Source organism: Tardiphaga sp. 20_F10_N6_6 (genome assembly GCF_052076045.1).
Lineage (GTDB): Bacteria > Pseudomonadota > Alphaproteobacteria > Rhizobiales > Xanthobacteraceae > Tardiphaga > Tardiphaga robiniae.
Genome location: NZ_CP197239.1, coordinates 2,630,941 through 2,651,866 on the forward strand (window position 1 = coordinate 2,630,941; position 20,926 = coordinate 2,651,866).

General features: G+C 57.2%; 24 protein-coding genes. 15 read left to right on the plus strand and 9 right to left on the minus strand.

Annotation, left to right across the window (positions count from 1 at the left end; all coding sequences use genetic code 11):
* The first annotated feature begins 61 nt into the window (after positions 1-61).
* Positions 62-238 carry a BTAD domain-containing putative transcriptional regulator gene (locus AB7813_RS12715; RefSeq protein WP_441228125.1) on the plus strand — a complete coding sequence of 59 codons (177 nt, stop codon included), beginning with the start codon at positions 62-64 and terminating at the stop codon, positions 236-238.
* Positions 239-1,333: 1,095 nt separating this feature from the next.
* Entirely contained in the window at positions 1,334-1,504 is a 171-nt protein-coding gene (locus AB7813_RS12720) for a hypothetical protein (protein WP_320446772.1), read from the plus strand.
* A 72-nt stretch (positions 1,505-1,576) separates the two neighbouring features.
* Here AB7813_RS12720 and AB7813_RS12725 read toward each other — a convergent pair whose 3' ends face one another.
* The gene (locus tag AB7813_RS12725) at positions 1,577-1,828 is read right to left on the minus strand and encodes a hypothetical protein (RefSeq protein WP_320446771.1); all 252 of its coding nucleotides are present in this window, start codon (positions 1,826-1,828) and stop codon (positions 1,577-1,579) included.
* Between the two features lie 567 nt (positions 1,829-2,395).
* On the opposite strand from AB7813_RS12725, the gene AB7813_RS12730 reads away from it, so the two are divergent.
* Positions 2,396-3,211 (plus strand): ion transporter, encoded by an 816-nt coding sequence (locus AB7813_RS12730; protein ID WP_441228126.1) that lies wholly within the window; start codon positions 2,396-2,398, stop codon positions 3,209-3,211.
* Between the two features lie 404 nt (positions 3,212-3,615).
* Here AB7813_RS12730 and AB7813_RS12735 read toward each other — a convergent pair whose 3' ends face one another.
* Both AB7813_RS12735 and AB7813_RS12740 read right to left on the minus strand, forming a co-directional pair.
* On the minus strand, positions 3,616-5,379 hold the full coding sequence (locus AB7813_RS12735; RefSeq protein ID WP_441228127.1) for a CocE/NonD family hydrolase: 1,764 nt from the start codon (positions 5,377-5,379) through the stop codon (positions 3,616-3,618).
* 43 nt (positions 5,380-5,422) lie between these two features.
* A complete protein-coding gene (locus AB7813_RS12740) occupies positions 5,423-6,385 on the minus strand; it encodes a Bug family tripartite tricarboxylate transporter substrate binding protein (RefSeq protein ID WP_441228128.1) in 963 nt (320 codons plus the stop codon).
* Between the two features lie 72 nt (positions 6,386-6,457).
* Between AB7813_RS12740 and AB7813_RS12745 the strand changes: the two genes are divergently transcribed.
* A complete protein-coding gene (locus AB7813_RS12745) occupies positions 6,458-7,504 on the plus strand; it encodes a LysR family transcriptional regulator (protein ID WP_441228129.1) in 1,047 nt (348 codons plus the stop codon).
* An 8-nt stretch (positions 7,505-7,512) separates the two neighbouring features.
* On the opposite strand, the gene AB7813_RS12750 is transcribed toward AB7813_RS12745, so the two are convergent.
* On the minus strand, positions 7,513-7,698 hold the full coding sequence (locus tag AB7813_RS12750; RefSeq protein ID WP_441228130.1) for a hypothetical protein: 186 nt from the start codon (positions 7,696-7,698) through the stop codon (positions 7,513-7,515).
* 252 nt (positions 7,699-7,950) lie between these two features.
* Between AB7813_RS12750 and AB7813_RS12755 the strand changes: the two genes are divergently transcribed.
* Entirely contained in the window at positions 7,951-8,139 is a 189-nt protein-coding gene (locus AB7813_RS12755) for a TenA/THI-4 family protein (protein ID WP_441228131.1), read from the plus strand.
* A 13-nt stretch (positions 8,140-8,152) separates the two neighbouring features.
* Here AB7813_RS12755 and AB7813_RS12760 read toward each other — a convergent pair whose 3' ends face one another.
* From AB7813_RS12760 to AB7813_RS12770, 3 genes are all read right to left on the minus strand, one after another.
* Complete coding sequence (locus tag AB7813_RS12760) at positions 8,153-8,398, minus strand: hypothetical protein (protein ID WP_441228132.1); 246 nt, start codon at positions 8,396-8,398, stop codon at positions 8,153-8,155.
* Positions 8,399-8,400: 2 nt separating this feature from the next.
* A complete protein-coding gene (locus tag AB7813_RS12765) occupies positions 8,401-8,727 on the minus strand; it encodes a hypothetical protein (RefSeq protein ID WP_441228133.1) in 327 nt (108 codons plus the stop codon).
* 915 nt (positions 8,728-9,642) lie between these two features.
* The gene (locus tag AB7813_RS12770; protein ID WP_441228134.1) at positions 9,643-10,176 is read right to left on the minus strand and encodes a YybH family protein; all 534 of its coding nucleotides are present in this window, start codon (positions 10,174-10,176) and stop codon (positions 9,643-9,645) included.
* A gap of 108 nt (positions 10,177-10,284) precedes the next feature.
* On the opposite strand from AB7813_RS12770, the gene AB7813_RS12775 reads away from it, so the two are divergent.
* The 8 genes from AB7813_RS12775 (at position 10,285) to AB7813_RS12810 (ending at position 18,641) form a co-directional block, all read left to right on the plus strand.
* Positions 10,285-11,226: a LysR family transcriptional regulator gene (locus tag AB7813_RS12775; RefSeq protein ID WP_441228135.1), complete on the plus strand. Its 942-nt coding sequence runs from the start codon at positions 10,285-10,287 to the stop codon at positions 11,224-11,226.
* 580 nt (positions 11,227-11,806) lie between these two features.
* Positions 11,807-12,889 (plus strand): hypothetical protein, encoded by a 1,083-nt coding sequence (locus AB7813_RS12780; RefSeq protein WP_441228136.1) that lies wholly within the window; start codon positions 11,807-11,809, stop codon positions 12,887-12,889.
* Between the two features lie 71 nt (positions 12,890-12,960).
* Entirely contained in the window at positions 12,961-13,155 is a 195-nt protein-coding gene (locus AB7813_RS12785; RefSeq protein ID WP_441228137.1) for a helix-turn-helix transcriptional regulator, read from the plus strand.
* Positions 13,156-13,170: 15 nt separating this feature from the next.
* Entirely contained in the window at positions 13,171-13,569 is a 399-nt protein-coding gene (locus AB7813_RS12790) for a hypothetical protein (protein WP_441228138.1), read from the plus strand.
* A gap of 79 nt (positions 13,570-13,648) precedes the next feature.
* Positions 13,649-14,611: a hypothetical protein gene (locus AB7813_RS12795; protein ID WP_441228139.1), complete on the plus strand. Its 963-nt coding sequence runs from the start codon at positions 13,649-13,651 to the stop codon at positions 14,609-14,611.
* A 631-nt stretch (positions 14,612-15,242) separates the two neighbouring features.
* Positions 15,243-16,928, plus strand: coding sequence for a hypothetical protein (locus AB7813_RS12800; RefSeq protein ID WP_441228140.1), 1,686 nt, complete (start codon positions 15,243-15,245; stop codon positions 16,926-16,928).
* 520 nt (positions 16,929-17,448) lie between these two features.
* A complete protein-coding gene (locus AB7813_RS12805) occupies positions 17,449-17,754 on the plus strand; it encodes a hypothetical protein (RefSeq protein ID WP_441228141.1) in 306 nt (101 codons plus the stop codon).
* 398 nt (positions 17,755-18,152) lie between these two features.
* On the plus strand, positions 18,153-18,641 hold the full coding sequence (locus AB7813_RS12810) for a hypothetical protein (RefSeq protein ID WP_441228142.1): 489 nt from the start codon (positions 18,153-18,155) through the stop codon (positions 18,639-18,641).
* Positions 18,642-18,699: 58 nt separating this feature from the next.
* On the opposite strand, the gene AB7813_RS12815 is transcribed toward AB7813_RS12810, so the two are convergent.
* Both AB7813_RS12815 and AB7813_RS12820 read right to left on the minus strand, forming a co-directional pair.
* Positions 18,700-18,873, minus strand: a complete 174-nt coding sequence (locus AB7813_RS12815; RefSeq protein WP_441228143.1) for a hypothetical protein — start codon at positions 18,871-18,873, stop codon at positions 18,700-18,702.
* A gap of 320 nt (positions 18,874-19,193) precedes the next feature.
* A complete protein-coding gene (locus tag AB7813_RS12820; RefSeq protein WP_441228144.1) occupies positions 19,194-19,598 on the minus strand; it encodes a hypothetical protein in 405 nt (134 codons plus the stop codon).
* Positions 19,599-19,944: 346 nt separating this feature from the next.
* Between AB7813_RS12820 and AB7813_RS12825 the strand changes: the two genes are divergently transcribed.
* Positions 19,945-20,532, plus strand: coding sequence for a hypothetical protein (locus tag AB7813_RS12825; protein WP_441228145.1), 588 nt, complete (start codon positions 19,945-19,947; stop codon positions 20,530-20,532).
* Positions 20,526-20,918, plus strand: a complete 393-nt coding sequence (locus tag AB7813_RS12830) for a DUF3768 domain-containing protein (RefSeq protein WP_441228146.1) — start codon at positions 20,526-20,528, stop codon at positions 20,916-20,918. The genes AB7813_RS12825 and AB7813_RS12830 overlap by 7 nt, the downstream gene beginning before the upstream one ends.
* Positions 20,919-20,926: the final 8 nt, after the last annotated feature.

Consider the following 20,926-nt stretch of genomic DNA (forward strand, 5'->3'; position numbering starts at 1 on the left):
GTGTCCCAGGTGTTCGAAACTTGGTGGAACCTAGGCTTTCCCGTCCCTCGCCCGATGGGAGTTGGAGTTCCGATGGCGTACTAGCAAAGTGCAAATGTCACTTTTGCAAGAGTTGACCGCCGGCCGCATCGACCAAGCCTTGCAGGCTGGCCACCGAGCCCACGCTCTCAACAACATGCGAGACGACGTCCACCGTTTAACCATGCAGGCGCTGGCACCTGCAGGACCGAAGCGCTGACGTATTATACTTGCTCGATGCCCGACGCTATCCTTGAAGTCGTCATATCGGTTCCGGTCGGATCTGGGTTGACGAGCGAATGTATAATTCGCCTGGACGCGGCGTTCCGACGTCGTCTCGCGCAGGCCACAAGATAACAACAAAAGATGTGACGTCGGTCACAGTGGTCCCTCCGAACGCTCGCTATAACCATGGCAAGCTGTGGAGGAATTCCATGAAACGCTTTCTACAAAATCTCTCGCCAGAGGACCGTCGTACGCACCGCAAGTGGGCCGTATCCGTAGTTGCGCTCTATACAGCGGCCGTTATCCTTGCACTCGTCATCGCATCGACGCTACCCCCGACTGATTACGCTCAACGTGAAGCCGCCAATCTCGTAAAGGCGCAGACGCCGTCTTTGCGCCAAGCCCGGTGAGATGACAAACGTATGAGAGTTTGGCAAAAACGGCAGAGCGCTGCGGCTCTACTACTCTGCTTTGCCACGACACCTTCGCTCGCCGCGACGACAACTGTTCCATCCCATCATCAGTTGTGCTGGGTCTTAGGAGCTTATGACCAAACAGTCTATTATGCGGAGATCGCAGATCGCCAAGATCGCGAAGAGAGCTTCGCGGTTCAGGTTGAGTACTTCGGAATAGAGCACACTGGCGTACAGTGTTACGATTACGTTGCAACAGTTTATGAAAGCCGACGTGCTACTATGTTCGAGTATTGGCGGTCAAAGAAGCTAGAGATCGTAAATACGACGTTTCTATCGGATCTTGATTATTGAGCAGAAAAAGCCACTCGATGTCGTCGCTGGTGCTTATCGCAGACATCGCGATGGCGGACCGTGAGCGGCAACTCTTCTCAAATAGCGCTTTTCGCAGCCCACCGACCTTGGCATCCTAGTCCGACCACTGTCCACTAAAGTCGGCGCTCATCCATTTTCGCCTCGGCTCGTTGTCGACGCGTTGCTTTGCCCGTCATACCGACACGCAAATGGCTTGAAATCGTAGGACTGCGCATCGCGCAAAGATTTGCATCACCGAATCCTCGTAAAACCGCAAATGAGGTTTTCCCGGGCGTTCTGTCTGTTACAAGCCGTGGATGAACATGGCGTCGACCAAAAAATGGAAAGAAGAGGCGCAAGAGCTGCGCGTAAGGGCCAAGTCGCTTGCCGCTGGTGCCGAGCGCGAGGGATTGTTGCGGCTCGCGCGGCAGCTTGAAACCGCGTCGCAGATGAGTGGCTGGCTCGATTCGCCGGGACTTCAGAAACCGGGCTAGCGCTCGCGTCTGCAATGGTATCGGGATCAATTGCCGCCAGCTCCGCACAGTGCCGGTTTTGTGCGACGGCCGTTAAGCGGACTCTGGCCGAAGTCTGTATAGGGGCCGCAACTCGCCCTGAATCTGCTCAACCGTCCGCTTGATGTCGAGAGCATCGTTGCGATGCTTTTCAAGGACGGACGCGCGCCAGTTGCTGCTAGCCTCGGGATCGTTGATCTCAGAGATGCTGACGTCGGACACGGTTTCGAAACCCGGCCTTTGCCGCAAACGATCAAGAACTGCTTTTGCAAGCTCTTGCCGGCCGACTTCGCGCTGCTGTTGCATTCGACGGCTATCCAAACGCTAAGTGGCCCAACGCTCCAACCTGGAGGGGGGCCATAGCAATCTAACTCAGATACCGGACAAACCGATGTGACAGTTTTGTAAACGCCGTGTGGCGGATCATCGCATTAGGGAACCGCGACCGACATCGATGGGCAGTGTCAGTTCCGCAGCACGGTCTCTCTTGGCCTTGCGCCTCAGTTCGCGCTCTCGCCTTTCGAACTCATCCATCTCGGCCTGTGCTTTTCCATGAAGTGATCCCGAGGTGTCTTTGAGATCTGCGTACGTGCTGACATGGCTCGCTCCTGATAATCTGTATCCTACATGAAAGACCGGAAGGCTGGAAAGTTCATAGGCTTCGATGACAATCGATCGCAAAAAAGACGCGCCACCCCGCAGGATGACGTGGCGAAGCGAGCGACGCCACCCATTCTCCTTCTAAGAACGGCGTCGCCGCGACGAGCTGCGCGCCTGGTACTGGCCGCAAGCGGATGACGCCATATCGGGACATTGCACGATATCGCTTACTCGCCGGTTGAGGTGGCGTCGTTTCTATCCCAAAGTGACGCGATGAGCATTCCCCATTCGGGCGACATACCCGCGCCGAGAACGCCATTTCGCCGGTTTCGCCATCGCCTGCGGCAACTCTACGAGGGGCACAGCGCGCAGACCCGCTGGTTCCTGTATGGACTGCTGGCATTCGACTTCGTCTCTCTGCTGTTCATCATCGCGACCTCGTTCCTGCCCCGTGGCGAGACCACGCGCGTGCTCGACCTAACCTTCGGCGCGATTTTCCTCATCGAGTTCATAGCGCGCTTTATCGCAATCCGTCGCCCGCTGCGCGAATTGATGCGACTGACGACGTGGACCGATATCGCTGCGATCGGATCGCTGCTGGCATCCGCAAGCGGTGAAGCCGCCGGCTTTCTGCGCGTGCTGCGAACCCTGCGTATGCTACGCACGTTTCGTGTGCTCGAACATCTGCGCCGCGACAGCGCCCTGTTTCGTCGTCACGAAGAGGTGCTGTCCGCGCTGGCCAATCTGTCGGTGTTCATCTTTGTGATGACCGGTGTCGTCTACGAGACCCAGCGCCATACCAATCCTCACATCGCCAACTATGCCGACGCGCTGTATTTTACCGTCACCGCGCTGACCACCACCGGATTCGGCGATATCACCCTGCCCGGCACCATGGGCCGGCTGATCACCGTGGCGATCATGATTTTCGGCGTGACGCTGTTTCTCAATCTCGCGCGCGTGCTGTTCAACCCCAGCAAGGTGCGGTTCAAATGTCCGGCTTGCGGGCTTCAGCGCCACGACCGCGATGCGGTCCACTGCAAGGCGTGCGGAGGTTTGCTGAACATCCCCGACGACGGTGCGGTGTAGAGAGCTCTGACTGCAGCAAGCTCTGATTGAAGTCGGCAGCCAATCGCGAAGTTTCCGGGCGTCTCGCGGCGCAGACAGAAAATCAACTCTCTGTACTGCGGACCATTATCGAGGCGTCTAGCCAACGACCCGAATACGCTCATTGAAACGAAAGCCTGCAGCGTCCCCAAAAGGACAGGAAACTGACATCTGAACTTTGCTCAGTGCTGACATCTAGCTTTGCTGCTACACCGGTTGTTCGCCGTTCGAATGTTATGGAATATCGCTACTCATCGATTTGCTTTGAATTGAGCTACATCCGAGACGCCGTTGCGTTTGGCATTGAACGCGCGCGCAACCGATCACCGCCGACGACACGACAGGTGGTGATATTCGGCCGCCTACTTCTTGCCGCTTGGTCGAGATCACCCAGCTTTCACATCCAACTCCGTCAGTGAACCCAGATCCTTGGTGTCGGATTCGCGAGATAATCGGTTTGGAACGATGGGTAGAAGCAGGTGTGACTGATGTTCAGGCCCAGTATACAATGTCGTTGTTCCCTGGAATATCATAGCCGGCCTGTCGAATACGTCATCGTGCAGCCAGGGACCAGATCCACGATGCGGAGAGCCCGCATCGCCATTCGCTCTCGCGAAGTCGCTGCCGCGAATATCGAGAGCGATGCGATACCCCTGCGGGAGCACGATGCACGTCGGCCAGATCTCGACATCCAGTTCATAGATTTGACCGGGGATCAGCGGCTGCTTCTCGTCATGCGTATGATAAGGTTGATACGGCCTCGAACGCTCGGCACATAGTTTTCGGTGAGAGGCCCGGAGCCATCCCTGCGCGAGCGGCGTATGAGGATCGACCGTTCCTTGAAACTCGACTTCACGGCCATCCGGAGCAAATGCTTGCAGGGTGACGAAAACGTCTGCATCGATCGTCGATGACGACAGGAATAGCTTGAGCGACAGCGGTCCGGTGAACTCGGTTTCGCTTTCGAGCGGAGGCGACGTCCATTTGAGATGATCGACCGTCGCCGCGAATGGCGTCACGCCCTTTGCGGCGGGTGGCTCCCACGCCAGAGAGCGATCTCCGGCGTCCAGATACAGCTTGGTCCACTCGGTTCCAGGGAGGGGCCAGGCTTCCTCCTTCCTCAACTGAACGGCTTCCGTGAAGGGGCGACGAAGGTGCAGCCAGACACGCGGCTCGCCATCCCAGCCGTTCTGCTCGCCCCGCAGGAAAAAATCGAAGAAGCGCTTCTGCAGATTCATTCCGTATTCGAGGTAGAACCACTCCTCATGCCGTCCGGGATGCGCCTCAAGCCACTTCTGCTCCGACGCTGCATTCGTGAATGCAGAGAAATTCCCGCGAGGGTGTAATCCGTAACCGGCCCAGTTCGCTGCACTCAGGAACGGCGTGATCACCTTGGACCAGTCCGGCGATCTGCGCCGATACCATTCATCCTCCAGTTCTCGCGCGCGAGCATTGGCAAGCGTTGCCAAACGATTTGACGCAAGTTGCTCTTTCGACAGCTCCTCCGGCCCGGACGACGACTCGTTCAACCAGATATCTGGCGGTGCATCCGGATTGCCATGCTGAACTGACAGAACCTGACGGGGGTACCAGTTCTCGAGAAACTTGTTCGAGAGGATTCCTCCATGGCGGAAAAAGTCGCGATAGGTGTCGGCGGCGCCCTCCCAAGGTATCATCGCGGTGAGATGCGGCGGCTGCAGCGCGGCGACATGCCACTGATTGATCGCATAGTAGGAGATACCGTTTAAGCCGACCTTGCCGGTAGACCACGGCTGCACGCCTGCCCACTCGATGACGTGATAGTAGTCGAGGGTCTCGCGCTCGGAGAGAATGTCAAGAAAGCCCGGAGAACGCCCGGCTCCGCGAGAATCCACGCGCACGACCGCGTATCCCCAGGAAACCCAGATCTCCGGATCAACTGTTTCCCACGTGAGCCAGCGTCGCTGCGATCCTGGCAAGAGATCGGGATGCTTGCTCGTCATCCAATCCCAGCTTGGCTTATAATGATGATCTTGATATCGGATCCCCTTTCCATACGGACCCATCGTCATGATGACTGGCACCGGCCCGGCGAGGTCGGGCCGATAAACATCGGCACGCAGCTGCAAGCCATCGTCCATGGGAATGAGAAGATCACGTTCGATTATCATTGCAAAAGACCTATCGGAGGGAAGAGAAGCCATCGGCTACAGGCTATTCAGCCGTCACACCCGAGGCTTCGACGATGCTGCGCCACTGATCGACGAGTGAGCGATAAAACGCTGGAAGTTCTTCGGGCTTTTCGGTTGCCGGATTGACCCCGAGTTCGAGCAGCTTTCGCTTCATCTCGGGCTTCGAGATCGCATCGGCGAAAGCGTTGGCGAGCTTCTCGACGATCGGCTTGGGCGTTGCGACCGGAGCGAGGAAGATTTGAAAACCTCGGGCCTGCGTAAAGCCACGAATGTCTTGCGACGCCAGCGTCGGCCAGTCCGGATAGGCGGCGGTCTCGTCGGGGCTCGTCGTTCCGATCAAAGTAACCTGTCCCTGATCGACGTATGGTTTCGCGGAAACAATCATGGCGAGATCTACCTCTCCGGAAATCACCGCCTGTATCGCTGCTGCTTCGCCTTTATAGGGAACGTGCAGCATACTGATGCCGTTTTCCTTCTTCAGGACTTCCCCGAATAGGTGTCCGGCCGAGGCGTGTCCGAATGTGGCATAGGTGAGTTTGCCGGGATTCTTGCGCGCATAAGCGATGAGCTCCTGTCCGTTTTTAACGGGCAGCTTCGTCGACGCGACTAAGGCAAGTTGAGTCTCACCCACGCGTGCGATCGGTGCGAAGTCCTTGATCGGATCGTATTGAAGTTTCTTGTTCAGGGTCGGCAACGCGCCATGAGACGCACCATTCGCGAGCAGAATGGTGTAGCCGTCCGCGGCCGCCCGCATGACGTTGGTGCTTCCGATCGCCCCGCTCGCGCCTGGCCGATTCTCGACGATGAATGTCGCTCCAAGGCTCGCCCCTGCCTTATCGCTGACCAAGCGCGCCAGAATGTCTCCCAGTCCGCCCGCTGCGCTGGGCACGACGATCGTGATCGGTCTGCTCGGATATTCATCGGCGCCCCCGGTGGTGGCGCCGATGCAAACTCCGGCAACAACAAGGGCCAACATCTTCATCATCTGCACGCTCCTCCTGGACGGCGGGCCATACAGAAGGTCCGCTTTCGCCCGTTAACCGGGTCTTGACGGAGAATGGTCACGTTTGGTGGTATTGTTAAAATAGATATTTACTATAGACACCATGCCTGTTTGGCATATCATCTCGATATGGATTTGATTTCGCTCCGCTTTTTCATCGAGACGGCCCGGCAGCGCAGCATTTCGAAGGCCGCCGTTTCTCTCGGCGTGGTGCAGCCTGCCCTCTCCCGTCGGATCCAGCTGTTGGAAGATTCGTTGGGCGTTCGATTGCTCATGCGCCACCGGAGAGGCGTCGAACCGACGGAGGCGGGCCGCATATTGCTCGCGCGCGGAGAACTTCTTCTTAGGACGCTCAAGCAGGTCGAGGCCGAACTGCGTTCGGAGGGGGCCGAGCCTCTTGGCCAGGTTGGGCTGGGTTTCCCCCCGTCGATCGCCAATCTTTTCATGGGTCGACTGCTGTCTCAGAGCCTTGCGAGATATCCGAAGATCGAGCTCTATCTGCAGGAGGACTACGCTCTCGCGGTTCGTGATGCTTTACTTGCCGGGAAGATCGACTTGGGCATCATGAGCTTCGAAGCGCAGCATCCGGAGCTCGCGTCGCAAGCTCTGTTCGAGGAATCCATGTGGTTGGTTGGCACACCGGGGAACTGGACTTTCGGCGATAGCGGCGTGTCCTTGAGAGCCAGTGTTCTGAACGACCTTCCTTTGATCGTTGGAAGCTTCATGCACACGCTGCTGAAGAAACATGAAATACGGGGGAAGTTCCGGCTCCGCGTGTTGACGGAAGCGAATTCATTGACGCTGTGTCGAGAAGCACTTCGCGCGGGTGCCGGGTTTCTAGTGGTCCCGCCCTCGTCTTTCGACCGCGAGCTCCGTTCAGGAGAATTCATTGGGGCACCGTTACAGGGCCTCGTCCTGACCCGCGGCCTATTTCATCACCGCGATCGTCCGCTCGGACGCGCGGTTCTGGCCATCAAAGCGATGATCGAGGAAGAGGTCCGACAGCTTTGCCAGTCGCGTTCCGAGATCATCCGCCCCTTGAAGCGTGCCGATGCGAGTCTTGCAGGGCGAAGACGAAAATCGAGCTCGGGCGCTCGGTAGACGAGAAGCTATCTTGCTTTCAAGGCCGTGAGTTTCGAGTACATCGCGAATAGAACGGCAAGAATGAGATATGCAAGCGGATGCTTCACCTGTGGTGCCGGCACGAACCGCCTGCAAAACCAATAGGCCGGAACGAGCATCAGGGCGAACCACGCGGTCCAGATAATCAATGTTCCGGTCACGACTGTCTGCATTGGCTACCTCATCAAACATTGCGGATCTTACCGGCAAAGGGTTGCGGTTGAATAATGCCATTGCATCAAATGCTAACAAATACCCTTGCGGACTTCCGTAATGGCTCTGAAACCGTGCCCGCTAGCCTTGTAGCTTGCTTGTTTCCATGGCCTCGCTGGTCTAAGTCGCAAGGGCGGATTCTCCGGTAGGTCTGCGAAAAGTGCTGCTCGGTTGTGGAACCGACCGCTCCCGATCCGAGCCTGGAGCCAACGGTGACACCTGAAGACTTAGTCCTGATCCGCGACATCGTCCTAAACGGCGGCCGCAAATACACGGCAGGCAACATCGACCGTAGTCGCTATGAGCGCCTCGTCGACCTTGGCTGGCTTATTCCTGTTATGGTGAATAAGACGGATGTTGTTTACGATGCGACGGATCAGGGTATCGCCGCCGCGGACTGACCCGTGACGCAAGTTATGTGTAGGCTGGGCACTCATCTCCCAAGCCATCAAGCACGTGCTCAACAGCGGCCATTCGTTCCTTCTTATTCTTGCCTGAGAACTTACGATGCTCTGCAAGCGACATAGCGTAGTCGATGGCATGATGGCTGTGGCGAAGGCGCATGTAACCGTGCTCGGGGCATGGAGCGATCGCATGGGCTTCCATCAGTAAGTCTGCGGCCCACATCTCGAGCGTGCTCTCTGTCTTCTTCTTGGACATGGTCAAGCCTTCTTGCTTCGTTTCGGCTTTGGCTTCGGAGCGGGCGGCGCCGGCGTCGATCGAAATATGACATCGCCGATCACGTGTCGCTCAGTCGTCTCCATACTGTCGGCAGTGAATAGATGGGCATCGCGCCAGTTGCGGCCCATGGGGTCTGCTGTTGTGGCAATGGCGCGCGCGTCGTCCTCGGTCTCAGCAGAAACGATTGCGATCTGCCTGCTCTTCTCGAGCAGATTAAGGGCAGGCGTGAGCTTCCACTGCCGGTTGGTTTCCGGAACCGGGACAGGCGGCGCGGCGATCTCGGTGACGGGTTCATCGTCGTCGGACATAACGGGCAAACGACGGTCGCCGCGCCATGTTCCCGCGTTCGATGGATAGGCGACTCGCGATGACCGTCCGAAGACTCTGGCCTAGCGAGCTGTATGGCACGCGCTCGCTGGCTCAACTCGCTGCATCCGTAGTGCGCCTTGTGCGAGATGATTGGCCGCCGCCAGCACCCTGCCGATCCCAACGTTTAGCGGACGCGCTTTTGAAACGGCGTGCGCTCGCTTAGCGGGATCTATGATCCTGGTAACCAACGATTGCAGCGCCCAGCGATGCCGATAATGATGCCCGCGGTTACGTTTTTGATGGCCAAGCCGAGAACAGCTCCGAGGCACACCCCAAGGGCAATACCGCCCCCCATCCGCGAAGGACGTTACTCCATCACATCCACCAATAGCCATGACTTGCAGAAACTCCGCGTTCCGAACTAGTCATTCCCCATCGATCATCCGACGGTAGAAGGTACGCCCGCGAACAGCTTGTCCTTGCTGAGCAGGCCAGCGTCTTCGAGCGCCTCGATGTCCGGCAGGTCGCGCAGCGTGTCGAAGCCGAACTGCGCCAGGCGCCCGCGGACCGGAGCCGATCAGATCCAGCCTGCGCAGATGCCCGATGACATCGCGGCTGATCTCTTTGCCGAAAAACTTGCCGAGCTCGGTGCGGGTGATCGGCGAAATAACCCACACATAGCAGCACCTGCATCTCGCTCGCCGACAGCGCGCTGCCGGGCTCCCCTGCCCCGGTCGCGGGTGCGGATCGCGTCGGTAAGCTGTCTGCGGGTGCGGAGCTGCCAGCCGGCGGCCGGCGACCAGCTCGCGGGACGGCTGCGATGTCGTCGACGATAGGTCAGATTGCCGTCCGACAACCTTCCCCAGCATGGCGCCGGTGAGGAATCCAAGTAGCTGACGGCCTCGATCGAATTATCAGGCGCCCCTGGCCAGGGCTGCGCACTGCGCCAGCGAGATCTGCGCGACCAGCGGATCAGCGTGGCGGTGCGCCAGCCGCCAATCGGTGCCATCGCGGCGATAGACTAGGGTGACCCTCAGCGGCCAATCCTGCGCCGGCAAGCCGCCGACCTCGCCATGCCCGTGCTCAATGACCGCGAGCACCACCATGTCGGTCGTCCCATAAGCTTGGACTAGTTGCTGTTTCAAGTTTCCGTTCCTGAAGAACCGGCCGATTGCCTCCCAGCTGGCCTCCGTGATATGCGCTCCGCGCGACGGATTGCCTCCGAACGGCGACATCAGGGTGAAGTCGTCCGTGAGCGTGATCAGGGCACGGTAGCTACCGATATCGCCGCGCATCAGTGCGGCGTTCGCCTCTTCGGATCGTCCGACGAGGTCGGCGACCACTTGGTCGACGGATGGGTTCTTTCCGGACCGGGCCGAGCTACCGGTCGCGAGGGATGCAAACCCCGCTCCGCCAGCGGCGAGAAGCGAGCGTCGTGTGGTTGGCATAGTGTGCTCCTGACAATCCTTTTCCAGAACCTATGGCCTTTGCGGCCACGCTTCGTCAGGTGGATCGCAGTTTCGCGTTACTGAATCCAATGATATGATTTCAGCGATATGCTGAAGCAAATTGACCTGTCCCGCACCGACCTCAACCTCCTCGTCCTCTTCGAGGCGGTCATGGATGAGCGCCATGTTGGTAGGGCAGCGGACCGGCTGATGCTCTCGGCTTCGGCGGTCAGTCATGGCCTCGGACGGCTTCGTCGCCTGCTTAACGATCCGCTGTTCGTGCGGACGCCGAAGGGCGTTGTCCCGACGGATCGCGCCGCAGAGCTTGCGGCGCCGATAGCGGACATCCTGGCGCGGGTCCGCAGCGTGATCTCAACCGCCGAGCCGTTCGATTCGGCAACGTCCACGCGCCGCTTTACGATCGGCGCGCCGGACGGCGTCTCCGCGGTCTTCCTGCCGTCGCTGCTGGCCGAACTGCGGCGGAGCGCCCCCGGGATCGATATCAGCCTGCGTCAGGTGTTGCCGGTGCAGGGAGAAACGGCGCCCGAGCGGGCCTGGCGAGAGGCTTTGGCCGATTTGGACACGCGCGCCATCGACATCGCTGTCGTTCCCAGCGACGACATTCCGGCTCGTTTCCACCGGCGAACCCTGTACGAAGAGGATTTCGTAATCGCCTTGCGCGCCGGGCACCCATTCGCGAAGGCCCCGACTCTGAAACATTATTGCGAGATGCAACATCTGGTCGTCTCGCATGCGGGCGATCCCTATGGCTTCGTCGATCAGGTTCTCGCCAACGAGAACCGCTCGCGGCGGATCGCGCTGACCGTCCCGAACTTCATGTACGCGCTCGCCGTTGTTGCAGAGACCGACCTGATCTCCGCCATACCGCGGCGGTTTGCCGCCCTGCATGCACCACGATTCGGAGTCGTCAGTCTCGATCCGCCGCTGCCGCTTGGCAGCTTCCGGCTCAATGCCGTGGTACCTGTCGCTGCGATGATGGATGCAGGTTTGGCATGGCTAATCGATACGCTCGGAAAAGGTGAGATATAAGCCGGATAGCCGCTTCGCGACACGCTGCGACCGAAACCACTGCTCCTTGCCACAAATTGCGCATGGTCTCCGCTGTCTGGGACATCGCGCAGCCTAAGTTATCGAGACGGCGCTTTACGCCATAAAATCCCGCCCAAACCGCCCCAGGTTATGGTTAATAAAAACGAGTGATAACGTTGCATTATCGTTCGTTATCGAGCCACCGCATAACTCTGATGCCCTGCCCCGCCGGCGACGGCGCGATTCCGTCGGAGCAAAAATCCGGTCGGCTAATGAGGCCAAGGTACGCGCGTATCGAGGCCGATGCCCCTGGAGCCTATCAAATCAGCGACTCCCGCTATCGCTTGTGATCAGTAGTCCGACCTTACGGAGGGCCTATTTAGTTCACCCTCGTAGCTGACGTAGCACCAGCTACAGGTTTCCCCGGCCCCTTGTTTTTTAGGGCCTCACGCTAGCTGCCGGTAACGAATCCCACCTTTCGCCCCACCTCGAAGCCACGGCTGGACGCTCGAATGTAGTGAATTTGACATTGCAAGGACCGGCAACGCTATACTGTTGCGGCTACAACGGAACAACAATCGTGCAGCTTTCACGTGAAATCGATTTGAAAATGGCAGCAGCTCCGAAATCCAAAACCCTTGTGCGCCGACTGGCAAAGACCAAGAAAGCTAAATACACACCGAACTACTGCGAACAAACTATCGAATTGCTGCACCCCTGGTGCTCGCCACCAATTTGCTCGGACATTCTTTTCAACGACGCTAAGAACGACGCGGAGTTGGTTGAGGTCCTGGCTGATCTGCCAATCCAGTGGCAACGGTTTGATTTGTATCGCGAGAAGCAGCAGCTCGTCCGTGATCGGCTTGGCAAGAGGCTCCTTTCTCAAGTTCCTTTGAGTGATGTGTTGCGCGAGGTTCTCCAAGCTTATGCGGACGATCGAACCTTTATTTTCGGCCTTTCCCGACAAGCTTGCCGAGGAGCGTACCTAGCAGCGTTGAACCGGTACTGGAAGCGCATGCTTCAAGAGCGAAAGGAAAACGATCCCCTCAATCCCAGCGTGAGGGTTAATTTTAAAGTCTGGGCCGCTAAAAAGACGTGGACCTACAATCAGCTCGTTGCGCTTTTGCTTAGCATCGATCCCGATAAGCTAAACTTCAACGAGTTAGATGCGGCCGGTCCGTATTCGCTTGTGGCGGGAAGATACGTGAGCCTCACGGAGAAACTTAGTGACGCTCTCGAATATGAGCATGTCGATTTTCCCGCAAATCCGACGCGCTTAGTGCAGTGGGCAAACGACAACGCGATAACGATACCAGCGGGTCTTCGATCGCTGATCAGTCAGCGCAAACAATCTACTCTAACGCCGTCGAGTGAGAGCGCGATTGCCAAGCTTTTGACGGAGATTAGGGCCTTCGGCGACCATCATTCGCTTCGCTATTACAAGCCTGCTCTTCAGGATTTGGTTATCGACTGCGTGGTTGGCGGGAGTATTTCCGATAAACGTTTTCGTGAAAAAATTTGGAAAAAGCTTCCGGCTGGGCTCCGTACGGGCGGCGGCCGTCCCACTGCGGCATGGATGGCCAAATGGGAGCCGCTGCGTGAGACCTTGATCGCTACGCTGAATAAGGCGGTGCCGGCGAAAACCCCTCACCCTAACCGGTAAGCTTCCTTCGACCGACGCACTAGTTAACATCGCCGTTCCCGACCATGTTCGGTCCCGTTGAGGAGCCGATCATGCAGCCATTTCGGGACGACCAATTCTATCGCTTGAAGCACATCGTGCAGCCACATGGGAAATTCCCCATCTGCGCTTCGTCGTGGTGGGCCGGCGTAAAATCCGGCCGTTACCCTAAGCCCATCAAGCTCGGGCCGAAGATATCGGTTTGGCAAGGCAGCGTCCTCAATTCGCTCGTCACCGACGTCGACTAACGAGAAGGAAGCGACATGACTGTCGATTATGACAATCTGACTATAGCCAATGATAACCGGGCGGGTGCGAAGGCCGCAGCTCAAAGCGGGACCACACAGATTGATGGACCAACCGCTCAGGCCATCCCGAAAGCTAAGGCACCCTCCCGCAGGTCTCGGAAAGCCGCTGGAAGGATGTCTTTCGTGCTTACCCTGTCCTCGAAGGTCGGTCCGCCAACGCGCGAGCGGGCAACGTTGTTAATGACGATGACTCGTAACGGGCAGCGTGAGCGCATCCGTCACGAAGTGTCTACCGATGAGGTCGGGACCGCCATTGTTCAGCTTCTGCAGAACGATATCGCGCATGACCGTGACATGCTCAAGGCTGCCGTTCGGTTCAATGGAGAAGCGGATCCAGCTTCGTCGATCAAGTAGAGAGGTCGCTCACGTGTGGGCGCGCAAGTCATTTTCTCGCCCGTAGATACATAGCCCAGTCCACCGTCCGTAAACCAAAATGAGTTTGCGCGTATGCGCGCAAGCTATTGCACCCTCATTTCCGAAAGCGAAAACGATGCAGCGGATGGTCGAGAGCAAACAGGATCTGGAAGAATTGAGCGAGGAACATGACTTGGGTGCATCAGACTACGAAGGTAACAGCCTTTGGGTCACAGCTCGCCGAAAGCCGTTTGACCGTGAGACGCAGGACCAGTGTAAGAGGTGGCAGGCTCAGTCGATCCGGGTCCTTTCGACAAGCAATTTCCCCGGGACAAACTTAGCGTTAAAGCTTCGCGGTTGCTCGCCGCAAAAACCATGCGTGTCGGAGGCGTGCACTAAATGCATGTTCGACTTCCGCAGTCGGCTCCTCGAACAATCGATAAACGTGATGCCGGTGGGCGGAACGGCCTATTCGATCATCACCGAAGGCCTGCAGTTCCCGATAGGCGGCCTTTTCCGTCTGAATGTCAGAAAGGTAGTTCGACGCCTGCAGAAACGCATTGAACGGTCGCCACTTTTAACAAACTGCCTCATCTTGGGAGCACTTGATGTCTCGTTGGAAATTCCTCTCCAAGGACCCCCGTTCTGGCAACTGCATCTGTATATCTTGATCGATCATCCGAAAGGGAAAGCCTTAACGACCGCGATCAAGGCAGCATTTCCTCCCGAGCCCGCCGCCAAGAAACCGTACTCTTCTCGGAAGCTAGTGGATCGGCTCGAACCCGTTGGTTACAGCTACAAGATGCGTTTTGATACGCATCACAGTTACATCAATGAAGAAACGGGAAATCTCAACAGGGACATCAAACGAAATTACATCCCAGACAAACATCAGCCAGAACTGCTCCTTTTTCTGGATAGCTATCCAATTGGCCGTAGGATGCTGTTGAGAGGCATTCGACGGCACGGGCGTCGCCTGAACTTGAAGGTGATCAGGAAATTCGCGATGTCACCGAAATATGGTCGTCGTACATCGCGGTAAGACATCAAAAATAGCTCAATTGGCGGGGTCAGTAGTGTGTGCCCAATGTACCCCACCCCAAACCCACACCAACCCCTCCAATAGCCTTACTTTATAGGGGATAGACTGGAATATGGGCTAAGGGAACATAGCCGGATTGGGCGACAGGCATATACCCGCATCAGCAAGCTACCTAAGTGAGGTATAGACTGGCTAATTGGCCGCTCCCAATGGTGATGGTCGAGATTGAAGCGGATTCCTTAAATTGCTTCAGCACGCGACCATGCATTGATCAGGCCCTGTGATGCCCAAAAGGGCCCGCCGAGGCCTCACAGGGGCCGGCATCCGAGGCACTTTTCCCGGCGAGGCCAATCCCACTGCCGAATAGAAAGTGCCTGCGCGAAGTTCGGTTTCGAGAATGCAAAAATCTCAGTAGACCTCCAAAAATCGCGCAGTCGCGCCCGGCAATTTCAGCAGAAACTAACAGGGTCCGCCGTTTGATAGATCTGGCCGTCACGTTAACGACTTGGTTACGTTAACCGGGCCGCCTCGGCGCTGCTTCAGCGTCCCGCTTGCGCGCCAATCAAGACTACCCACAGCGCTGACTAAGCGGTAAATCACCAACTTGACTTCAGGAACCAAGGTGCCCCGCTTGTTCAAGAACTTCTCCGGAATGGTCCTGATCATCATCGTCGCTCTATTAATCGCGCAGGCATTTCCCGTAACCGGCATTTTCTTGATGGTTCTTGCCGCGCCACTGTGGACGGGTTTGCTGGTTCATGTGTTCCTGATCGCGCTGGCTGTGGAGGCGATGGTCGGCAGACTGCCTCGGGCTGCGCTTATGCTGCCTATTCTCGCTTATGGCGGCTATTATGGAGCGTACGTTTACGAGGGCATCAAGGTTGGCATGGCCGCTGCTCAGTTCCGCAGCGAAAATTCTGGCAAGGTGATGGAGTTCGACCCCGCAGCGCACTCGCTCGTCACCTCCACGGCCCAAACCTTCATCAGCGATCACCGGATTCCCGTCGCCTATGCGGTCGATCAATACGCAGAGCCGGAAGGATTTCGGTCGTTTCGGTTGGTGCGCTCGGACCAGTGTCGGCTGGAGAAGGATGGGCTCGTCCGCATTCAGACGTCGGGAGTTTTCGAGCCGTCAAGCTCGAAGATTTTCGCATGCACGCTAAGCATCCCTGAAAAGCCGCCTTACGCTCTCGTTTCCGTTGCGAAGACCGACGACAAGAACATCCGCGACCGCAACGGTGCAATCCACGAGCAGCTAAGCGAAGTCACTTTCAATGGTCAGATCCTTGGGAGGTTCAAGACCGGGTCGATTTGGCGGTTACCTCTCCTGCCCAAGCTAGTCATCGGGTGCTCATTGAATAGCGCCGCCCCGGCGTGGCAGTGCGGTGCTCGTTTCGATAGATCACCGGTAGAGTTACAGGCCGTTCCAGAGTCCATTGACCGAGACCGCTTTGACACACCTGAGAGTGTGATGCTTGGAATTCCGAAACTCGTCGTCGCCGAATTTACGGATTTCCGTGGCTATCCCGAAAACGACGCAGTCATGGAGTATCTGAAGGGCGAACCACATCGCGTGCGCGAGCGAATGTTCGATCTGATAAAGGAACTGGCGGAAGGCGGGTATCCGAGGGTGCCCATGCAGATCGGCTATACAGTCGCAACCAACCCCGAACGGTTGGTCCCTCTCGCGGAGGCGATGGCCAATCGATTTGTAGAACTCACGAACTATCGACCGGCAAACGGAGACGGTCAGGATTTCTTATTTCGTTACGAAGGACTGGCTAGGGCGCTAGCGGCGCTGCCAAACGATGCCTTTGTCAAGGTCGCTCCATCGCTTGTTGCGTACTTCCCGCAATTCGATGTCAGTAAATTCGACAAGCTATGGAAGCGCGCGAAGGAATTCGCTCCCGAACTCACTCAAGAATTCTACGAAGCGGACTTTATGAATGCAAAGGGTGATCGTCGGCTATTTCCAGCCCTTGCCCTCTGTCGGATAGGTCGCGCCAGCCCTGTTGTCGTTGACACAATGAAGCAGGAAGTCATTGAACGCAGTGAGGAAAAGGAATTCGATGATGAATCGAAGAGTGCCCTGATCGTTGCATTGATCAAGCTCGGCCAAACTGACTTGATCAATGCAAATCGTGCGCTTCTCATCAAAAATGCTGAGGCCGATTTCTCCGGCTGGCTCGACGCATTGCTCGCGGGAAAGGGCGATACAGCGGTTGGCCCAAATAATTGCTTTTCGAAGCGCTGGAGGGCAGCGCCGTTGTACTCTTCACTTTCCCTACGAGAAGGTCATTGGGTTAAGGGCTGGTAGGAGAAGCGCCTTCATGGCCAGCAAATGTCCCCGATGAACATTAGCTTTTGCGGGCTCTGCACACCTAAAATGCGACGCATTCGATGAAACGTCGAGTAATTCGGCAGTGGTAGTGGGAGATTATGAGCGTTCTTCCCTTGGATCGATGGGTCAATAAGGCCCGCACCGCCATCCTAGTCGTTGGCTTCGGATGGCCTGCGCTGGCAATTGCGGTTCGGAGTATCCAGCAAACAGAATGGGTTTGGGTAGCGGTCGGCTCGCTATTTCTAGCATCGATATTCGGGGTGCCCGCTCTTCTCTTGGGTTTGCTTCTGCCCACGTACAAACTGAGAATGGTTGTCATCCCCATTCTGCTTGTCGCCCTCTTCTGGGCGTTATCGAGCCAGTCAGCGGATTATCAAGGCTTCGCTCTGCCGTCCTACATGTTGCTCTGGATCACAACATTCACAGCGATCACGTTAGTTCTGCCACAGCATTCAAGTGTCGAAAGGACCGTTCGGCGCTGGAAGCGAGACTGGTCATGATCTTCGTTATCCCGCTGTTCACCGCGCTCACTGTGCTCCCGGCCGTCGCAGTAGGTTACACCGCGCAGCGCCTTCCGAGTAGCATCACATGGCTCAAGGTATCAGTGGCCGCAGTCCTGTTAGCCGTCTTCGTGACGAGCTTTCTTCAGTCTCAGTCTTCAAGCGAGGCTGACGGTAAGGGCTACGCCGTGCTGATGCAATTGCTTGTGTCGCCTCTGTCGATGATTGGAATGCCGATATGCGTCGGCGTCATCTTTGGAGCGCTCGTCGGGCTGAACCGAAAGTCTTTCGCTAACGGTTAGAAAACGGAGCATGTTGACGGTTTGGCACGACAACTGCGTCCGTGCGCCGCACCCTGGCGTCAGCGTCAAGGGTGGGTAGGCGCGGAGAAACAGCAGGCATGGATGCCCCCAAAGAAGGACGGGCGGCGCGCGGCTATTGTCGACCGTCCTAACTAAGGAGCTGAACCGCAGCGCACGCGAATGGCGAAGAGACACTCACTCCTCGTGCAATTCGCCATTCGCGCACCAGCTATCAACACGCCCCCTTATACGAGCCGGTCCCTCGCGCCGTTTACGACTTGGTTATATTAACGGGGGCCGCCCCGGCGCTGCTTCAGCGTGGCCCCGCTTGCGCCGCAATCGGGAAGAATCCTGATGCAGCTGGAGTCAGCCTCAAGTTCAAGCTGAGGGGATCTGTGGTGCGAACGGTCTGGTTGGCGTTTTTCGCATTGCTCTGCGTTGGTGGCCTGATTGGGACCAAAGCCGGCACAGGCACGTCCGCGCCGGTCGTCGAAGCGCCTGTTGTACAGTCCACGCCGGCCTCCTCGCAGACCGTCACCGTCGATACTTTAACGAAAGCTGACAAGCTCAGTGTCGCCTACGCGCCAGAAGCCATTAAGGATCGCCCTGCTCCGTTCTCTGACGCTCCTTCGAATACTGAGCTTACTCCCCCAATCGCAGCCGCGCCCGATATCAGTACGGAGGGGCGAAATCGGCAGACGTTGAGCATCAAAACTCAACCAAAGAAGGCTGTATCTTCAGCTAAACCGAGCATACCCGTTAAGAAGCCGAAGCAGAATGTCGCCCGGGTTCGAACGGCGCCAGAGCAGAAGGCGTGCATTCAGGCCAGCAACAGCTTCGTTGACTTGCTGGTCGCATTGAACTTGAAGTCGAGGTGTAACGCTTAAAGCGAGCAGCCACTTAGGCTTCGATCTTAACACCCAACTGCGCGACAAGGTGAGAACGTCAAACGGGCGGTTGCTCAGACTTCGGTAGTTCTGGCTGCTTCGAAATAACCGCCATCGCTTCTGATAAAAGCGAGACCAGCTCCGGCAAATCCAACCGCTCGGCTCGACCTCGCAACACGTGCAAATCGTTTTTGAGAAGAATCAATTGCGCGCGGCGCGAAACGTCAGACATGAACGGCTCCCAGCGTGGGAACCGCCCAGCTTAGCAACGTGGATTTGAAGACGGTCGAGTAATTCAGATTGGCGACCGATGCATCCCGAATGTGGTCACAGCTGATATGCGCTAGTTACGACCTAGTCGCTCTCTAGTTGGTAAATCGCGCGAAGCCGTCCCTGCATTTGAGCGAAACGCCTCGTGAGATCCAGATTCATCGCCCGATATCTAGCGCCAGTGATCGCAGTCCAGTTCGCCGCCGGAGAGAGGCGTGGGGTGATATTTCGGAGCCATACGGGGCGTCCAAGCTAACAAAACCGGGAGGAACTGTCCTGCAGCTACGGCGTCTCGAACGACGGCCAACAACCATCGTCTTCTCGGCTGCCGGTGCGTTGCTGGCACCCATCGTCGAGCAACTTCATGCCAACATCTTTCCACACCGCGTGCTGACCGTAGAGGCGTACAGCGTCTACCGTTTGAATCTCGACAATGCGGTCGCACCTCCGGCAGCTCACCCGCAACACATGGCGCGGAATTTCTGACAGACGACGTTGCTGAATGGGAATTCCGGTGCGGATCTGCCCGCTTGGGTCCCGCACAATGGAATCCCAGTATTCCTCCGGCAGATCATCAGCGGGCCCCGGCGTAGGGCTCGCTGGCAAAGGACGCTGGTCCGGCTTTGCGGTCAGCTTTTCCATCTGTTTTGGGGTCGGCATGCGCCAGCTCGCGGGTTTATCAGACATGTCGCGATTAGAACATATAGAGAACATAAGTCGAGACCGCAGAGGTTGAGTCCCGATCCCGCGCTGGTTTCTGGACCCGAATTCGCAGACGCCCCGGCGGGAGTTTGGATGCCAAAAAAAAGGACAAAATTCCAACCCATTGATTTCAAACAAACTATTGACAGAGGTGTTATATTACCTTAAATTCACGGACGGGCGATTTGCGCCCTTTTGGAGGAAAAATGGTTTTTCACGGCTTCCAGCTTTTGGACCCCCCATCCGGGGGCAGTCAGCAACCCGAACCGATTGGTCTAGCGAAAAGGGCTCCTCATCTGGGGCCCTTTTTTCGCTCTTCGAGGGCACACTCATGAGCACCAAACGAAACGCCGCTCAGAAGATCCCAGCCGACATCGCTTTGGCGGTATTTGGAATTGACCGACGCAAACGACCTCACGCATCACGGTTCGGTGCTGAAGCCGCAAAATCGGCTCAGGAGGCCGCCCAGGTGATGGGTATGCGGACGATCAGGATCGTCAGCGATGAGCAGCGCGCCATCGCCTCGAAACTTCCCACGGGCACGGTGTCGGCAAAAGGCACAACGGTGGTGCCGCTTGTCCGGCCTGCGCTTTACAACAAACTACTTGCAGTCGCCGGGACCGAACCTCCCGCCTCCCCGCCGAAACCGCCTTCGGGCGACGTCGACAAAAAAGCGGTACCTCCTGCGGCTGGTGCCAAGGCCGGTGCATCAGACGATTGGGGTGCATTGGTCCGAGGGTCGCTCGTATTAGCGACCGACGAACCTACGCAAGGCTGGTTTTACTGCGAGGTCCAAAACGTGGTTCTCGAAAGCCAAACGGTAACTTTGCTTTGGAAGGACTACCCTGAGCTCGGCACGTTCGCTCGAAAGATAACCCAAGTTGCCTTACTGCATCCGAAGATGGTGAAACCATGTTGAGCGCTGAACAGCACCCGACATCAGGAGTAGCCAGTGCGAGCGTCGAAACTCAACGCACGCTCAGAATCCGTGAACTCAACGATGCGTTTAGACACAAGCTGCCCCGCACGAGCAAGGGCTATCGATTAAACCTGACTGCCGGTGTCGCCTCGCTGGGGGCCACGCAGGTCGCCCAATTGCTCCTCAGCGTACGGAGCTTCGCCGAGTTCAGCCCCGAAAACGATCCCCATGGCGAGCACGACTTCGGAGCAGTCAACCAGAATAGCAATCGCTTCATTTGGAAGATTGATTCGTTCGACCAATGGGTCCTGTTCGGCTCGCCCGACCCGACTGCCCCTTCCCTCACGACCCGCGTACTGACCATCATGCGCGCGGACGAATACTGAGACCCGAC

Excerpts from the sequence above, each read along its gene's own strand:
- AB7813_RS12775 (WP_441228135.1), top strand. The coding sequence starts at position 10,285 with ATGCTGAAGCAAATTGACCTGTCCCGCACCGACCTCAACCTCCTCGTC.
- AB7813_RS12825 (WP_441228145.1), top strand. The coding sequence starts at position 19,945 with ATGAGCACCAAACGAAACGCCGCTCAGAAGATCCCAGCCGACATCGCT.
- AB7813_RS12735 (WP_441228127.1), bottom strand. The coding sequence starts at position 5,379 with ATGATAATCGAACGTGATCTTCTCATTCCCATGGACGATGGCTTGCAG.
- AB7813_RS12830 (WP_441228146.1), top strand. The coding sequence starts at position 20,526 with ATGTTGAGCGCTGAACAGCACCCGACATCAGGAGTAGCCAGTGCGAGC.
- AB7813_RS12795 (WP_441228139.1), top strand. The coding sequence starts at position 13,649 with ATGAGTTTGCGCGTATGCGCGCAAGCTATTGCACCCTCATTTCCGAAA.
- AB7813_RS12770 (WP_441228134.1), bottom strand. The coding sequence starts at position 10,176 with ATGCCAACCACACGACGCTCGCTTCTCGCCGCTGGCGGAGCGGGGTTT.
- AB7813_RS12725 (WP_320446771.1), bottom strand. The coding sequence starts at position 1,828 with ATGCAACAGCAGCGCGAAGTCGGCCGGCAAGAGCTTGCAAAAGCAGTT.
- AB7813_RS12720 (WP_320446772.1), top strand. The coding sequence starts at position 1,334 with ATGGCGTCGACCAAAAAATGGAAAGAAGAGGCGCAAGAGCTGCGCGTA.
- AB7813_RS12750 (WP_441228130.1), bottom strand. The coding sequence starts at position 7,698 with ATGCAGACAGTCGTGACCGGAACATTGATTATCTGGACCGCGTGGTTC.
- AB7813_RS12785 (WP_441228137.1), top strand. The coding sequence starts at position 12,961 with ATGCAGCCATTTCGGGACGACCAATTCTATCGCTTGAAGCACATCGTG.
- AB7813_RS12765 (WP_441228133.1), bottom strand. The coding sequence starts at position 8,727 with ATGTCCGACGACGATGAACCCGTCACCGAGATCGCCGCGCCGCCTGTC.
- AB7813_RS12740 (WP_441228128.1), bottom strand. The coding sequence starts at position 6,385 with ATGATGAAGATGTTGGCCCTTGTTGTTGCCGGAGTTTGCATCGGCGCC.
- AB7813_RS12745 (WP_441228129.1), top strand. The coding sequence starts at position 6,458 with ATGGTCACGTTTGGTGGTATTGTTAAAATAGATATTTACTATAGACAC.
- AB7813_RS12730 (WP_441228126.1), top strand. The coding sequence starts at position 2,396 with ATGAGCATTCCCCATTCGGGCGACATACCCGCGCCGAGAACGCCATTT.
- AB7813_RS12805 (WP_441228141.1), top strand. The coding sequence starts at position 17,449 with ATGATCTTCGTTATCCCGCTGTTCACCGCGCTCACTGTGCTCCCGGCC.
- AB7813_RS12815 (WP_441228143.1), bottom strand. The coding sequence starts at position 18,873 with ATGTCTGACGTTTCGCGCCGCGCGCAATTGATTCTTCTCAAAAACGAT.
- AB7813_RS12790 (WP_441228138.1), top strand. The coding sequence starts at position 13,171 with ATGACTGTCGATTATGACAATCTGACTATAGCCAATGATAACCGGGCG.
- AB7813_RS12820 (WP_441228144.1), bottom strand. The coding sequence starts at position 19,598 with ATGTCTGATAAACCCGCGAGCTGGCGCATGCCGACCCCAAAACAGATG.
- AB7813_RS12760 (WP_441228132.1), bottom strand. The coding sequence starts at position 8,398 with ATGTCCAAGAAGAAGACAGAGAGCACGCTCGAGATGTGGGCCGCAGAC.